Below are 15,815 nucleotides of genomic sequence, written 5' to 3' on the forward strand. Positions count from 1 at the left end.
ACGTGTTCTTATTGTCATGTTTGCTTTTATGCTACCCATAGATGTAGTTCAAGGAGCAGGCTTGGGTAGTAGGAATTTTTGGGAAGAAGACACCACTTTGGAGAAAAGTGGTAAAAGGCCTAGATATACACTTAAATCGTCGAGTACCTTTTCTTTATTACCCAATCAAGCAAAATCTCCTTTTGCAATCTACTCTATTAAAGGCGCTAAAACCGCCTATTCTTTTTTTAATCAAAACCAGCTCGTTCAGTCTCAGCAATTAGGAAATATTTCAGTTCAGCCTGTGCGTCCATTTTCTTTTCAGGAATACGCACGCGAACAAGACCGACAAGTAAATCGAAGTTTCTGGAATGCTTATTCCAAAAGCCTAGATGGAAGTAGTTCATTACAATCTAGAGGCTTATTTCCTAAAATAGAGTTACCACCTGCCATCGATCGAATATTTGGAGGAAATGAAGTTTACTTTAAGCCCAATGGTAGTTTATTGTTGGATATTGGCTATATGGGACAGTTTGTGGATAATCCAGCCATACCTGTACAATTGCGTTATGTGGGTAACTTGTTTTTCAATGAGCAAGCGCAAATTAACTTCCAGGGTAAGATTGGAGAAAAGCTGAATTTAAATACCAATTTTGATACCAAGGCAAGTTTTAATTTTCAGAACCAATTGAAATTAAATTGGAAAACTCAGGAAGAAGATATTTTGCAAAATATTGAATTGGGAAATACTTCTTGGACGCTCAATTCTCAATTGATTCCCGGAGTTCAAAACTTGTTTGGATTAAAGACACTGATGCGATTTGGTAATTTGGATGTAACGGTGGTGGCTGCCCAACAACGTTCCAAGCAGGATTGTATCACCCTAAAAGGCGGTGCACAAGGTAAATCTTTCGAGATTAGAGCAGATCAGTATGATGAGAATCGACATTTTTTTCTATCTTCTTATTTTAGAAACCAATATGAACAGGCATTAAAAAATGTTCCCGTTTTATCAAGCGGAATTACGATTACCAGGGTAGAGGTGTATGTCACAAACCGTACACAAAGCACAGAAACCTTACGAAATTTGATTTCACTATCCGATTTAGGGGAGTCTGCTCCTTACAATATAAGTAACCCGAGTTTATCGCCCATTATTCCCAATCAACCCGTTGATAATAAGAATAATGGACTTTATGATAAATTGGTAAATGATGTGGAAATCAGGAAATCAGATCAAGCATCTTATCGCTTGGAGTCTGCCTATAATTTGCAAAGAGGAACTGATTTTGACATGTTAAAAGGTGCTAAGCGTCTCAATGAGCGTGAATTTAAATTTCACCCAACTTTAGGTTATTTGTCTTTGGTCTCCCCACTTAGAAATGATGAGGTTTTGGCGGTGGCATATGAGTACACCTTAAATGGTAGAAAGTATAAAGTAGGAGAATTGACTGAGGATTATCAGGCTAGGAGAGATGATGAGGTCTTGGTATTAAAAATGCTTAAATCTTCCACCATTCGCAATAATTTGTACCATCCTATGTGGGATTTGATGATGAAGAATATTTATTCATTAAATACCAATGGACTGGCTAAGCAAAATTTTCAATTGCGCATTGTATATAAAGATGATGCCTCAGGTATCGACAATTCCAATTTGATAGAGGGGCAAAATTTAAAGGACATTCCTTTGGTGAAAGTCCTAGGTTTGGACAAGTTAAATTTTGCAGGTGACCCGCAGCCTGATGGTAATTTTGATTTTGTAGATGAAATAACGATTGATGCCAAAAATGGTCGAATCATATTTCCGGTCTTAGAACCCTTTGGTAAAAATTTGAAATCACATTTTACAGCTGGAGAGAGCAATCTTGTCAATAAATATGTCTTTGATGAATTATACCGAAAAACTCAGACAGATGCCTTGCAGTTGGCTGGTAAAAATAAGTTTTTCTTGAAAGGCTCATTTCAATCTGGTATGGGCAGTGATATTATGTTACCATTTGGGGTAGAAGCCAAATCGGTCACTGTTTCAGCCGGAGGACAGCTTTTAACTTCTGGTACTGATTTCATTGTAGAAGGGATGTCTGGCCGTGTGAAAATCATCAATGAAAGTATTTTTTCATCAGGTAGAGAATTGAAGATTTGTTATGAGAAACCTGATTTGTTTTCCAATCAAGTACGGACTTTATTAGGAACCCGCTTGGATTACAATTTAGGTGCTGATTTTCATTTAGGGGCTACCTTCCAAAACATGAGCGAGAGCCCACCTGCATTTTTCCGTCGTGTGGCCATAGGAAATGAGCCAGTTAATAATACCCTGATTGGTTTTGATGCAAGTGTATTTAGAAAATCAAATGCCATTACTCGAGCATTGGATGCCTTACCGTTCGTTTCTACCAAAGAAGCGTCGGTGATCGATTTCCAGGGAGAGGTCGCCAAATTAATTCCCAATGTGAATGACCGGGTACAGGGTAACGCCTTTATTGATGATTTTGAGGCAGCTCGTATTGTGTATAATTTTTCATCTCAGCCAACGCTTTGGAAGCCTGCTGCAACACCCAAGGAGTTTATTCCAGGTAATCCGAGAGATATATCTTCTAATTTTAAAAGAGCCAAAATTTCTGCTTATAATGTAGATGCCAGTATTTATGGGCAAGGTGGATTTGGTTTAGACATTCCGGGTATTGATCCCAATAAGGTGAATGCTTATGCCTATGAAAGGGTAGTTACTCCCAAAGGACTATTCCCCAATAAAGATTTTGCCAATAACATCACCAATTTACCGCTTGGAGTATTGGATGTGGCCTATTTCCCTCAAGAACGAGGTATTTATAATTTTAATCCTAATTTAACTACTCGGGGTTTGCTGGCAGGTGATCCTAAAAATAATTTTGGGGCTATTACTAGGGCCATCAATTCCGATACAGATTTTGACAATGCCAATGTCGAGCAAATTGAATTTTGGTTGATGAACCCATTCGTTACCGGTGAGACGGGTAAAGTAAGAGATGGTATTTTCAATAAAAACAATGAAACGGGTGGTAAACTTGTCTTCCATTTGGGAGATATCTCAGAGGACTTTATACCTGATGGATTCTCTAATTTTGAGAACGGTATACCAGCTGGTGAAAAGATTACTTCTGGCAATACCCAAAATGTAGAAGTTACCCCTTGGGGAATTGCTCCTAAGAGACAGTTTGTGATCAATGCCTTTGATAATCAAGGAGGTAGATCGATGCAAGATGTGGGTTTAGACGGTTTAGCTAATCAGGTAACAGAGACTACTAATATTTCAGAAGAAACTTATTTTAAAGAATATCTTAATCAAATACGTACTAAAGTTACCGATCAAGCTGCTTTAACTTCTATTGTCAGGGATCCTGCAGGAGATGACTTTGAGTATTACTTGAATGAAAAATTTAATGGTACCGAAAGTTTAATTGAGCGATATAAAAACTTTATGGGTTTGGAAAATAACTCTCCAACCACCGCTAACCCGAGTAATACCAACTTTACGGAGGCCAATAGCATGTCGCCAGATCGAGAAGATTTAAATACGGATAATACAGTCAATGAAGTTGAATCTTACTTTAAATACGAGGTTGACCTTAAACCTGGGCAATTGGAAGTGGGTAAGGGTTATATCGTAGATAAGGTGACGGAAAATGGAGTGGATTGGTACTTGTTTAGGATACCAATCAAAGATAAACCTACTTCTGTAGGTGGTATGAATAGCTTTAAATCCATTCGTTTCTTCAGAATGCTGTTGACTCAATTCCAAGATCCAGTTGTTTTGCGTTTTGCTCAACTACAACTTTCGGGATATTCTTATCGAAAATTCTTAGGTGATCTAGATAAAAAGAATGGGGTTGATATTCCCGAACCTTATGATGCAAAATTCAAGGTTTCCTCCGTAAATATTGAGGAAAATGGTCCTGCTGCCAAAGGAAATAATACTATACCCTATGTGGTTCCTCCTGGATTTGTACGGGATCAAGACATAACCACTATCAACAATGCTCGATTGAATGAACAATCCATGAGTTTATGCGTGGAGAACTTACGTCCAGGGGATGCGCGTGCGGTATTTAAGAATACTAACTTTGATTTTATCAATTACAAACGTTTACGCATGTTTGTTTCCATGCAAAGCCAAGATCAAATCAATGGGAAGGTGGCTGCATTTTTGCGTATTGGTACAGATTTGACTGATAATTATTATGAGGTTCAATCTTTGGGATTGATTCAAACCCAAAAGGGACAAAGTTTAGATATAGAGATTTGGCCAGCTGAAAATGAATTCGATATAGAGTTTGATTTATTGAAGCGGGCTAAAATGGAACGAGACAAGCAAGGTAGATCATTGAATGATCGTTTTTCCATCATTATGACTAGTGGTTCCGGAAAGCAGTATCGGGTAACTGTCATGGGTAGACCTGACCAAAGTGCCAGTATGACTATGATGATTGGTATGCGTAATATCAGTACTGATGGCCCAAAAAGTTTTTGTATTTGGGTAAATGAATTGAGGGCTTCTGATTTTGACCAAACTTCAGGAGAAGCTGCTGTGGGTAAATTAGGTTTAAAATTGGCAGATCTAGGTACGGTAACCATGAATGGTAGTTTTAAAAACTATGGTTTTGGAGGTGTGCAGTCGAAAATCTCTGATCGTTCCAGAGAAAATTATGTGGAATATGGTATTACAGCTAATTTGAACTTAGAGAAGTTTTTACCGGCTAATTGGGGACTTCGTATTCCATTTTTTATAACCTATGACAAGAGAAATATTTCTCCACAATTTGATCCCTTAGACCCAGATATCTTCTTGTCGAATTCATTGGATACTAAGGGAGCAGCTTATGCTAGATTAGTGGAGGATAATACAGAACGACGGGGTTTTAATTTCACCAATGTTCGAAAGGTAAAGTCGAATCTATCCAAACGGGCCTATCTGTGGGATTTATCTAATTTTACTTTTTCTTATGCTTATTCTGAAATGCTCCGCTCTAGTACTATGATAGATGCCTATCAGCAATACAGTCAACGCGGTAGTATTTTATATTCCTTTACCACCAACTCCTCTTTTTGGGAGCCTTTTAGTAAATTAATTGTAGGTTCATCCTGGTTGGATATCATTAAGGATTTTAGTTTTAATTGGAAGCCAAGTTCCTTTACAGTAAGAGCCGAAATGGACCGTAGTTTTATTAAAACTCAATTACGAAATCAGGATTTAAATACGATTGGGGTAGCTCCTCAGTTTGAAAAGTATTGGTTCTTTAACAGGCAATATGCCTTGAATTGGAATTTGACTAAGAGTGTCATCTTTAATTATAACACTCAAGTGAATGCTATCATCGACGAACCTTTTGGTGATATTGATACGCAAGCTAAAAGAGATTCTGTGACGAAAAATCTGAGGTCATTTGGTCGTGCCAAGAATTTTGATCAACAAGCAGGTATTGTGTGGAGATTGCCTTTACAAAAGCTTCCTTTGACAGATTGGATGAATGCAGATTATACGCATCGAATAGGTTACAATTATTTTGCTAATTCTTTCAATATACGAGATTCATTGAATTTACCATTTGGAGATATTATTAAAAATACCCGCGAAAGGGCCATCAGTGGAAAGGTGGATTTTGTTTCTTTGTATAATCGAATTAGAGCATTGAGGTGGGCAAACACTCCAGCGGCAGAAGGTAAAAACGTGGCGAGAAATCCAGGGGATGAGGAAGAGATTACGATACCAAGTAAATCTTTGGTGAAATCTTTTGCTCGCCTTTTATTGACTTTACGCGGTATTCAGGTGAATTACTCAGTGAATGAGTCTACAACCTTACCAGGTTTCCTTCAGCAACCTGGATTATTTGGATTAAATGGAAATACTTCAGCTCCTGGATTAGATTTTGTCACAGGTAGTCAGGATGATGGTATTCGCTTTAAAGCAGCACAAGAAGGATGGTTGACCAAAAGCACAGTTCAGAATGTACCTTTTACTCAAATACGAAATACCAAGTTTAGTTATATCACCCAATTGGAACCCAATAAAGATTTGAGGATTCAATTGGAAGGTAATTACAATAGGGGAGACAATTATCAAGAATTCTTTAGGCCTACCACAGCAGGTGGTAAATTTGTGAGTCAAAATCCTTTGAGGTCTGGAAATTACTCGATGTCTTTTTTGTCCTTCTTGACGGCTTTTAAAGATCCACAAGTAGTATTTGATGAATTTAAGTCGAACCGTGAAGTATTACTGGCTCGTTTGAAAAGAGCTAAAGCGGCTGATGGTAGCTACAATGTTAATTCACAAGATGTCTTAATTCCATCCTTTTTTGCGGCTTATTCGGGAGTATCTGCTCAAACGGTTAAATATTCTCCATTTTACGACATACCTCTGCCTAATTGGAAAGTGGATTATAATGGCATCAATTTAATACCTTGGTTAAAAAAGAAGTTTAGTTCATTTACCATCACGCACATGTATTCTAGCACTTACAGCGTGGGTAATTTTATTTCGTCGTTGGAATATGGTCAGTTTGAGAATGATTATATGAATTTGACGTTAAACAGTTTATTGTATCCATTATCATCTCGATTTGATCCTAAGACAAATACCTTGATTCCAGTATATGTCATGAGTACCATTTCGTTTTCGGAAAGATTTTCTCCATTGGTTGGGTTTAATGCCATTACTAAAAGTAGGGTTTCATTGCGATTGGAATATAATCAGGATAGAAATGTAGGACTAAATTTATCCAACTCACAGGTAGCTGAATTGGCCAATAAAGACTTTACTGTATCTGTTGGTTTCACTCGTGCCAACATGTTGATACCATTTAAAATTAATGGAGCTTATGTTCGCCTGCCGAATGACTTGAGATTTAATATGAACCTGACTGTACGTGATACTAGAACTTTACAAAGAAAATTAGATGCTGAGACCATTGTGACACAGGGCTTTATTAATTTCCAGTTTAGACCTCAAATAACTTACTCTGTAAATAATAAATTATCTGTGACGGCTTATTTTGATAAAATGATGAATAACCCATTGGTTTCTAATTCTTTCTATCGCTCTACGGTGGCAGGTGGATTCCAAATTAGATACAGTTTATCTGAATAGGATTAATTTCTGATTCAAATTCGATTTGCAAAAAATGATAACTTTAATGACCTTTGTGTCATCAATAAAATAAAAGACATGAATTTTCCAGAACAATTAAAATATACCCAAGAACATGAGTGGATTCGCCTAGAAGGTGATGTAGCTGTTGTAGGAATTACTGATTTTGCACAAGGTGAGTTGGGTGATATTGTATTTGTGGAAGTTGAAACAGTAGGTAAAAGTATCGCAAAAGATGCGGTATTCGGTACGGTAGAAGCTGTAAAAACTGTTTCTGATTTATTCTTACCTGTTGCGGGTGAGGTAGTTGAATTTAATACAGCATTAAATAATAGTCCAGAGTTAATTAATACCGATCCTTATGGAGAAGGTTGGATTGTGAAAATAAAACCTAATAATACGGGTGATTTATCCGAATTAATGGATGTTAGCAAGTATAAATCATTTATTGGACATTGATTTTTAAACCCTGTTTTTCAGGGTTTTTTTTTATACAAAACCATCATGCGTATTTTATTTAAATCGGTTTTAATAGCAGATAATACATCACCGTATTTTCAACAAAGAGTTGATTTATTGGCCGAAAATGGTGTTTGGGTAGAAATTGGTCAGAATATTACAAATTTAGCTGACCAGATAGTAGATGCTCCTAGTTTAACTTGGTTTCCCAGTATTGTAGACCTTCGGGTTCATCACACACTTCCTGGTGGAGAGTTTAGGGAGGATTGGAGTTCATTAAGAGCTTCGGCACTAAAAGGTGGAGTTTTGGATATGGCTTTATTACCAACGGGAAATCCTGTTCCTCAACAAGCTGAATCGATTCGCTATATTATTGATCAATCTTCACAGATAAATTATTATCCGATTGCTCCTTTAAGTTTTGATAACAAAGGTGAGAATTTCACTGATTTGTATGATTTACATCAGGCGGGTGCTAATTGGTTTAGTCATGGAGCAAGTTCTTTGCAGAATACGGACTTAATGCTTAAATGCCTGCAATATTTGCAGACATTGCCAGTTACTATTGTAAGTCAAGCTCATACCGAGGCTTTGTCATTGTATGGACAAATTCACGAAGGTTTACAAAGTACATTGACAGGTTTAAAAGGAATTCCTGTTTTGTCTGAAACACTGAGTATCAAAAGAGATTTAGATTTACTACGTTATGTGCGGAATAATAGTTTTGGTCATGCACATGCAGGTTTTAGGTTGCATTTTTCATGTCTTTCTGCTAAGGATTCAGTGGATTTAGTCCAGGAGGCAAAGAAAGAAGGTTTACCTGTTTCGGCAGATGTGGCTGTACATCAATTGGTTTTCACAGAGGATGATATGGCAGATTTTGATACGAACAAAAAGGTATATCCACCATTTAGAACAAAAGAAGATCAAGATGCCTTATGGTTGGGTTTACAAGATGGAACCATTGACGCCATCGTATCGGATCATCATCCTATTGAGGTTGAGCATAAAGAGATTGAATTTGATCAGGCGAGTTTTGGAATCATTGGTTTAGAAACATTTTTACCAGCGCTTTTACAAGCAGCTACCCAAAGGGGAATTAAATCCATCAGTTCTTGGATACATCATCAACCGGCTAAATTATTAGGTATTAGTCCTTCTTTACTTCAAATAGGTGCCGATTGCAAAGGGGTTTTTGTTAAGGAAACCAGTCAAGTATATCTAGCATCACTCATTCAAAGTAAATCAAAAAATACTCCATTTTTGAACCATCACTTTGATCATCAAATCATAGGGATTTTACACGGCGCATTCTATACGACATTCTAACATGGTTTTGAATTTAAAACGAATGCCAGAATTAATTTTGGCTGCTTTTATTTCCTTGGCTCTCATTTTACTCTATTGCTATGTTTTATATCAAAATGGTATTATACCCATAGGTGGTAAAAAAGCGCCAAGTTTTGTTATTGTAATATTTTTCCAATGGTTTTTGGTGCAAAGAATTATGAAGCAGAGAGCGAATGAAAAAATTCATTTTTTGCATTTATTTGCTTACCAATACATTTTTGTCATGATGGTAGGCATAATTTCAGCCACTTTTTTTTATGTTTTTTATTTGTCTAGTCCAGGTCTGGATGTGTTGAGTCAATACATTCAATTAAGTTTACAAGAATTATCAACCTATAAGCAGGTTATTGTAAAGCAGGAGGGAGGTGCATATTTTGAGGAATTACGACAAAATATATCCATGATTAATGCAAAAAGTATTGCCAAGGATGATTTTTTTCAAAAAATTGCCTTATCTTTTCTGCCTAATCTACTAATATCACTCTATTATAAACGTTCTTAAATTTATGGAAAATCATTCTGAATCTAATCCATCTACCTCGTTAATTGCTCTTAAATGGGGTTTAATTGGGGGGACTTTAAGTTTTTTATACACTTTATTGACTAAGTACACGGGTTTAGAAGAGCAATTTTCTGAGTCTTTAGGTTGGATTACTTTTTTAGTCACTATAGGCTTAGACACCACTATTTTATTCATGACGCTGAAAGAGTTTAGAACCCAAAATCAAGGTTTTATGGGTTATAGTCAAGGGTTGGGGATATCTACTTTATTGGGAGCATTATGGGGATTAGTTTCAGGGGCTTATAATTACATCTATTTGAATTTTATTGATACAACGGTCCTTCAAAAACAAATGGATTTAGCTCGAGAGAAAATGGAGGAACAAGGACTTAGTGAAAGTCAAATTTCTGAAGCAATGAAGGTCTCTACCATGATGATGGGCCCTGGTGTTCAGTTTGTTATTATAGTTCTGATTTCTACCTTATTTATTTTCCTATTAGGTTTGATTATCTCTGCTGTCTTAAAGAAAGAAAAACCAGTTTTTGAGTAAGTGTATGTGGGCAATCGTTCAAAAAGAATATCAAGCATTTTTTAGTTCTTTGATTGGAATGGGTTTGATGGTCGCATTTTATTTGTTGACCGGACTTTATACTTGGGTCTTTGAAGGGAATGTATTAGACTTCGGATTTGCTGAGTTAAGTGTATTTTTTGATTTAGCTCCTTGGTTCTTTTTGTTTTTCATTCCTGCACTAAGTATGCGATTGTTTTCTGAGGAATATGCCTTGAAGACTTTTGATTTATTGCGATCATTGCCCGTTTCCGGTTTAGATATCATTCTAGGCAAGGTTTTGGGAACTTTTGCCGTAGTTCTTACATCATTAATTCCCACCTTATTTTTTGTGTATTCAATCAGTCGATTGGGTAGTCCTGTAGCAAATTACGATTCTACTTTGGTGACAGGGGGCTATATTTCTTTGGCACTATTGGGACTTGCATTTGTTTGTTTGAGTGCATTGGCTTCTTCTTTGACCAACAAACAAACTTTGGCTTTTGTCTTGGGGGTAGTGTTTAATTTTATTTTTTGGCAAGGTCCCCAAGAATTAGCCTTGATACCAGTTTTTGCTACTTGGGATATAGACCTGTTTAGTCTAAACTTTCATTATAGAAACATCTCCAAAGGTGTACTGGGTATAGCTGATATAGCTTTTTTTGTGGGATTTAATTTGATAGCAATTGGTTTATTAGGCTACCAATTAAAGCTTAAGTTTATTTAAAATCCAGAATTGAAATCTGGAATTGACAAAGGTTGATTTCTTGGCTTTCATTGGATGCAATAATGATTAAGCGTTCCTTTTGCTCATTTACTTTTTGATAAAACCAATTCTTTGCCTTTTCATCTAAGTTGGTCGTTGGCTCGTCTAACATCAAAATGGGTTTTTCTGCTAGTAAGGCAATGCCCAACTTGATTTTTTGACGCATTCCAGAGGAATAGTTTTTAATGAATTTTCCTTGATCGGGTCTCATTTCCACATAGTCTTGAAAACCCACTAAGTTGATATGCGCAGGAAGTGCTTGTAAGCTGATGAGAAAGTTCAATAATTCAGTTAAAGTAAATTCTTCAATGAGTTCTACATAAGGAGCAGCAAAGCTAATCATGCGGTGACACTCGTCTAGAATTATAGAATTATTGCTCTCTGACAGAAAGCTTACTTTGCCTTTGGTAGGTAAGGAGTATTGGGCTAAAATTTTAAGTAAGGTTGACTTTCCTGAGCCATTGGGACCTGTTAATGCGTAAGATTTGCCAGATTCGAAAGTGTATGAAAATGAACGAAATACCCATTCTTTACGGAATTTTTTTTCAACATGTTCGGCAAGAATTTTCATGAAATAATTCATTATCCCTTCATAATTCCGCGTTCAGAATTACGAATAAAAGTAAGGATTTCATCCCTTTCAATGGAAGGATTGATATGTTCTTCAATTTCTTGAATGGCGGCCTGAATGTTCAAGCCTTTTTGATAAACATATCGATAGATTTCCTGAATATCAGCAATCTGCGTATCACTATAATTTCTTCGGCGAAGTCCCACAGAATTGATACCGGCATAGGTTAAAGGTTCTCTACCAGATTTAGTGTATGGGGGAACATCTTTTCTCACTAAAGAACCTCCTGATATCATTACATGTTTCCCAATTTGAGCAAATTGATGTATGGCAGTGGAACCACCTATGATAGCGAATTCTCCCACCGTAACATGACCTGCCATTTGAACCGAATTAGCTAAAATACAATGGTCAGATATGAAACAATCATGTGCAATGTGTACATATGCCATGATGAGACAATTTTTTCCAACTACGGTACGATGTTTATCTACCGTCCCTCTGTTGATAGTCACACATTCTCTGATAGTTGTATTGTCGCCAATTTCTGCCGTGGTAATTTCACCTCCGAATTTTAAATCTTGAGGGATGGCAGATATAACTGCCCCGGGAAAAATTCGAACATTTTTACCAATGCGTGCTCCGGGGAAGATCGTTACGTTAGAACCTATCCAAGTTCCATCACCAATCTCAACATCTCCATGTATCATGGTAAATGGATCAATAGTCACATGTTCGCCAATTTTGGCTGATGGATCTATATGTGTCAATGGATATGTCATGTGTGTTAGGATGATTTTCTTACTAAACTGGCAGTCATTTCAGCTTCACAAACCACTTGGCCTGCTACATAGGCTTTACCAGTCATTTTAGCAATTCCACGACGTATGGGAGAAATTAATTCACATCGGAAGATAACTGTATCTCCTGGAATTACACTTTTTCTAAATCTACAATTTTCGATACCTACTAAATATGGCCAATAATTTTCTGGATCAGGAACGGAACTTAATACTAAAATTCCACCAGTTTGCGCCATAGCTTCTACTTGCATAACTCCTGGCATCACAGGATTATTAGGAAAATGTCCTATGAAATAACTTTCATTCATAGTCACATTTTTGATGCCCACCACACTATTTTCATCCAAATAGGTGATTTTGTCAATCATTTGAAATGGATAACGGTGAGGCAATAATTCATAAATTCGCTCGTGTGAGCATATCGGAGGTTGTTTGGGATCGTAAACAGGTACTTTGTTTTTCTCTGTTTCCAACATCAACTTCTTGATTTTTTTGGCAAGTTCTACGTTAGAAGCATGACCAGGTCTAGAGGCCAAAATTTGAGCTTTGATAGGTCTACCCACCAAGGCTAAATCTCCCATTACATCCAATAATTTATGACGAGCCATCTCATTATTATAATGTAAATGTGTGTTATTTAAAATACCAACCTCTTTTGAAATACTCACTTTAGGTTTGCCTAATACTTCAGATAAGTGGGATAATTCCGTCTCTGTATAATCACGATCTGCAATTACGATGGCATTACTTAGATCTCCACCTTTGATCAATCCCGCCTTATATAATACTTCTAATTCATGTACAAAACAGAAAGTCCGGCACATGGCAAATTGCTCCTTGAACTGAGAGACATGAGTTAGATTAGCATGCTGACTGGATAAAAACTTGGAATTATAATCCACCATAACCGCGATGCGGTAATCATTTAATGGCAAGGCTGCTAATTCAATTCCTTTGTCTAAATCTTTGAATCTAATTTCTTCAGGTAATTCAAAAAATTTACGGTGAGCTTCTTGCTCTAATGGAGTAGCTTCTTCTAAAGCCTCGACGAATTTTATGGAACTACCATCCATGATAGGAGGTTCTGGACCATCCAATTGAATTAAAATATTATCAATTTCCATGCCCACCATGGCAGCCAATACGTGTTCAACGGTGTTGACTCTAGCCCCATTGTGCTCGATGGTAGTACCTCGGGAAGTGTCTACAACATAATCTACATCAGCATCGGCAATAGGTTGATCCGGAAGGTCAACACGCTGAAATTTTATTCCATGATTGGCAGGTGCTGGTAAAAAGGTCATATTAGCCGTAACGCCCGTATGAAGACCCACTCCACTCAAAGTGACAGATTTACTGATGGTATGTTGCTTATTGTTCATATGAATTATATGTCTAATTACTCAGATTCATGGTTTGATTTATTTTCTCAAACAAATCGGGTAATTGACGAATAAGTGCATTTCTTTTTAAATAATCTACATTAGGGGAGGCAGGTGTACCGCCCAATGTTTGGCCTGGTGTTTTGACGGTTTTGGTAACACCTGATTGTGCCGTGACTATGGTATGATCAGCAATGATCAAGTGCCCTGCAACACCCACTTGGCCACCCAATAGGCAATGATTACCTATTTTACTTGAACCGGATATTCCGACTTGTGCTGCAATGGCAGTATTTTGTCCAATCTCCACGTTATGGGCTATTTGTACCAAATTATCAATTTTTGAACCTTTCCCAATTTTAGTAGATCCCATGGTAGCTCGATCAATGGTGGTATTAGCTCCAATGCTTACATGATCTTCTATCACGACATTTCCTAATTGAGGAATGGTAGTAAAGGTGCCGTCTGGCTGAGGGGCAAACCCAAATCCATCGGAACCAATGACTGCATTAGCGTGAATGGTACAATGATTTCCTATTTTAGTATCAGAATATATGATAACTCCTGGATAAATGACGCAATTTTCACCAATTTGAACATTTTTTCCAATACTCACATTGTTCATTATCTGTGTTCCTGAGCCTATTTGTGCATTTTGTTTGACAGAAGTAAAGGTGCCAATGTATATGTTCTCGCCTAAGGTAGCACTAGGGTCAATATAAGAGGGCTCCTGAATACCAGTTTCAACATAGGCAATCATTTCTTGGTACTTCTGAAGTAATATTGTAAAAGCTAAATAAGGATTTTCTACACGAATTAAGGTGGCCAATGGCTTTTTTTTCAACTTTAGATCATTTGAAATAATGACGGCTGTTGCCTTTGATTCATACAGGAAAGCTTCATATTTGGGATTGGCCAAAAAAGATATGGCGCCTGACTTACCTTCCTCAATTTTACCGAATTCTGAAATAATATCAGCTCCATTCCCATCTACTGTTCCATGAATTAGTCCGGCAATTTGATTAACAGTAAATTTCATGCAGAGATGAATTGATTTTCAGGTAATAATGGAATTAGGTACTCAATTAACGTAATTCACCTTGCAAATATACGCTCTTTGGGCAACAAAAATAGTATTTTTTTACAATCTTACTCAAAGCTTGGATAGTCGGTAAGTCGGATGCTTCGAGTAACTCGACGACCTGACCTTGTTTATCGACGATTTTAATAGTATTGTCTCCTTGTATATATGCGGCATTACTTGTAGAACCTTCTACGGCAAAATAACCAACTTCTTCTGAGCTTAATCCTAGTTTTTTTTGAATCAATAGCTCGATTTCTTGTTTTTTTGCTCGAGAAATAGGTTGGCTTCCTAGTTTGCAAGTAAAGAGTTTACGGGTCAAAAAGTGCTGACATAAATTTTTTAATATAAGGTCTTCAGCCGATTTCCAGCTTTTTATGGCAGCCCACACATCATGATCATCAAGATCAGTAAAGGCAATGAGCAAGGACTTCCTTTGTGTAAATTCCTCCCAGGTATAAACCTTACTTAAAAAAGTGTATAAAGGAGTAGAACATTCCAGTTGAACTCCTGAATTAATTAGGTATTTGGCCCTCCTTAATATTTGAATTAACATACTCTCAGCTGCGATAGCTGTTTTGTGTAAGTATACTTGCCAATACATAAGGCGTCTAGCCATTAAGAAGTTTTCAATGGAATAAATTCCTTTTTCCTCCAACACAAGTCTTTCATTCACTAAATCCAACATGGATAAAAGTCTTTCAGAGCCAATAAAGCCTTCTCTTACACCGGTATAAAAAGAATCTCGACTCAAATAATCTAACCTATCTACATCCAATTGACTAGAAATCAATTGATGAAAAAATGGTCGATGGTATTTATCGGAGAACATCTCAATAGCCAAATCTAACCTACCTTCAAAATACTTATTCAAGGTGGCCATTAATAGTTGAGATATATCTTCATGGTGTACATTTTCCAATAATGTATATTCCAATACATGTGAGAAAGGCCCATGGCCAATATCATGTAATAAAATTGCAATTTCCGCTGCCTCGCGCTCATCATCTGATATGGAATATCCCTTTGCTTGTAAATTATTTAGGGCTTGATCCATAAGGTGCATAGCACCTAGCGCATGGTGAAAACGGGTATGATGTGCACCAGGATAAACAAATTCCGCTAAGCCTAATTGTTTGATTCGTTTTAATCGTTGGAAATATGGATGGTCAATGAGCCTTAAAATGAATGGATTATTGATTTTAATAAATCCATAAATGGGATCATTGATGATTTTGGTTGGATACATAAC

At 36.9% G+C, this 15,815-nt stretch carries 11 protein-coding genes; 6 read left to right on the plus strand and 5 right to left on the minus strand.

Translation table 11 applies throughout. From position 1 onward, the window contains the following. The first annotated feature begins 16 nt into the window (after positions 1-16). The 6 genes from sov to ESB04_RS00335 all read left to right on the plus strand — a co-directional run bounded on the left by sov (position 17) and on the right by ESB04_RS00335 (position 10,687). Positions 17-7,102 carry a T9SS outer membrane translocon Sov/SprA gene (gene sov, locus ESB04_RS00310; protein WP_129025086.1) on the plus strand — a complete coding sequence of 2,362 codons (7,086 nt, stop codon included), beginning with the start codon at positions 17-19 and terminating at the stop codon, positions 7,100-7,102. A gap of 78 nt (positions 7,103-7,180) precedes the next feature. Then, positions 7,181-7,561, plus strand: a complete 381-nt coding sequence (gene gcvH, locus ESB04_RS00315; protein ID WP_129025088.1) for a glycine cleavage system protein GcvH — start codon at positions 7,181-7,183, stop codon at positions 7,559-7,561. A 45-nt stretch (positions 7,562-7,606) separates the two neighbouring features. Further along, complete coding sequence (locus ESB04_RS00320; RefSeq protein WP_129025090.1) at positions 7,607-8,890, plus strand: dihydroorotase; 1,284 nt, start codon at positions 7,607-7,609, stop codon at positions 8,888-8,890. Positions 8,891-8,912: 22 nt separating this feature from the next. Then, positions 8,913-9,413: a DUF4199 family protein gene (locus ESB04_RS00325; RefSeq protein WP_164969549.1), complete on the plus strand. Its 501-nt coding sequence runs from the start codon at positions 8,913-8,915 to the stop codon at positions 9,411-9,413. A gap of 4 nt (positions 9,414-9,417) precedes the next feature. After that, positions 9,418-9,963: a DUF4199 domain-containing protein gene (locus tag ESB04_RS00330; RefSeq protein ID WP_129025095.1), complete on the plus strand. Its 546-nt coding sequence runs from the start codon at positions 9,418-9,420 to the stop codon at positions 9,961-9,963. A 4-nt stretch (positions 9,964-9,967) separates the two neighbouring features. After that, positions 9,968-10,687 (plus strand): ABC transporter permease, encoded by a 720-nt coding sequence (locus ESB04_RS00335; protein WP_129025097.1) that lies wholly within the window; start codon positions 9,968-9,970, stop codon positions 10,685-10,687. Here ESB04_RS00335 and ESB04_RS00340 read toward each other — a convergent pair. Genes ESB04_RS00340 through ESB04_RS00360 form a run of 5 tightly spaced genes read right to left on the minus strand, consistent with a single transcriptional unit; the run spans position 10,680 to position 15,812 of the window. Then, positions 10,680-11,297 carry an ABC transporter ATP-binding protein gene (locus ESB04_RS00340; RefSeq protein ID WP_164969550.1) on the minus strand — a complete coding sequence of 206 codons (618 nt, stop codon included), beginning with the start codon at positions 11,295-11,297 and terminating at the stop codon, positions 10,680-10,682. The two genes, ESB04_RS00335 and ESB04_RS00340, sit on opposite strands and share 8 nt — an antisense overlap. Positions 11,298-11,308: 11 nt before the next feature. Next, entirely contained in the window at positions 11,309-12,079 is a 771-nt protein-coding gene (gene lpxA, locus ESB04_RS00345; RefSeq protein ID WP_129025101.1) for an acyl-ACP--UDP-N-acetylglucosamine O-acyltransferase, read from the minus strand. A gap of 5 nt (positions 12,080-12,084) precedes the next feature. Beyond that, positions 12,085-13,482, minus strand: a complete 1,398-nt coding sequence (locus ESB04_RS00350) for a bifunctional UDP-3-O-[3-hydroxymyristoyl] N-acetylglucosamine deacetylase/3-hydroxyacyl-ACP dehydratase (RefSeq protein ID WP_129025103.1) — start codon at positions 13,480-13,482, stop codon at positions 12,085-12,087. Positions 13,483-13,495: 13 nt separating this feature from the next. Beyond that, complete coding sequence (lpxD, locus tag ESB04_RS00355) at positions 13,496-14,521, minus strand: UDP-3-O-(3-hydroxymyristoyl)glucosamine N-acyltransferase (RefSeq protein WP_129025105.1); 1,026 nt, start codon at positions 14,519-14,521, stop codon at positions 13,496-13,498. Positions 14,522-14,567: 46 nt separating this feature from the next. After that, positions 14,568-15,812: an HD domain-containing protein gene (locus tag ESB04_RS00360; RefSeq protein WP_129025107.1), complete on the minus strand. Its 1,245-nt coding sequence runs from the start codon at positions 15,810-15,812 to the stop codon at positions 14,568-14,570. Positions 15,813-15,815 lie beyond the last annotated feature (3 nt).

Origin of the sequence: Aquirufa rosea (assembly GCF_004118285.1) — a bacterium.
GTDB classification, from domain to species: domain Bacteria; phylum Bacteroidota; class Bacteroidia; order Cytophagales; family Spirosomataceae; genus Aquirufa; species Aquirufa rosea.

Bases quoted from the DNA above. Each gene is read 5' to 3' on its own strand.
- sov (WP_129025086.1), top strand. From the start codon at position 17: ATGTTTGCTTTTATGCTACCCATAGATGTAGTTCAAGGAGCAGGCTTG.
- gcvH (WP_129025088.1), top strand. From the start codon at position 7,181: ATGAATTTTCCAGAACAATTAAAATATACCCAAGAACATGAGTGGATT.
- ESB04_RS00320 (WP_129025090.1), top strand. From the start codon at position 7,607: ATGCGTATTTTATTTAAATCGGTTTTAATAGCAGATAATACATCACCG.
- ESB04_RS00325 (WP_164969549.1), top strand. From the start codon at position 8,913: ATGCCAGAATTAATTTTGGCTGCTTTTATTTCCTTGGCTCTCATTTTA.
- ESB04_RS00330 (WP_129025095.1), top strand. From the start codon at position 9,418: ATGGAAAATCATTCTGAATCTAATCCATCTACCTCGTTAATTGCTCTT.
- ESB04_RS00335 (WP_129025097.1), top strand. From the start codon at position 9,968: ATGTGGGCAATCGTTCAAAAAGAATATCAAGCATTTTTTAGTTCTTTG.
- ESB04_RS00340 (WP_164969550.1), bottom strand. From the start codon at position 11,297: ATGAAAATTCTTGCCGAACATGTTGAAAAAAAATTCCGTAAAGAATGG.
- lpxA (WP_129025101.1), bottom strand. From the start codon at position 12,079: ATGACATATCCATTGACACATATAGATCCATCAGCCAAAATTGGCGAA.
- ESB04_RS00350 (WP_129025103.1), bottom strand. From the start codon at position 13,482: ATGAACAATAAGCAACATACCATCAGTAAATCTGTCACTTTGAGTGGA.
- lpxD (WP_129025105.1), bottom strand. From the start codon at position 14,521: ATGAAATTTACTGTTAATCAAATTGCCGGACTAATTCATGGAACAGTA.
- ESB04_RS00360 (WP_129025107.1), bottom strand. From the start codon at position 15,812: ATGTATCCAACCAAAATCATCAATGATCCCATTTATGGATTTATTAAA.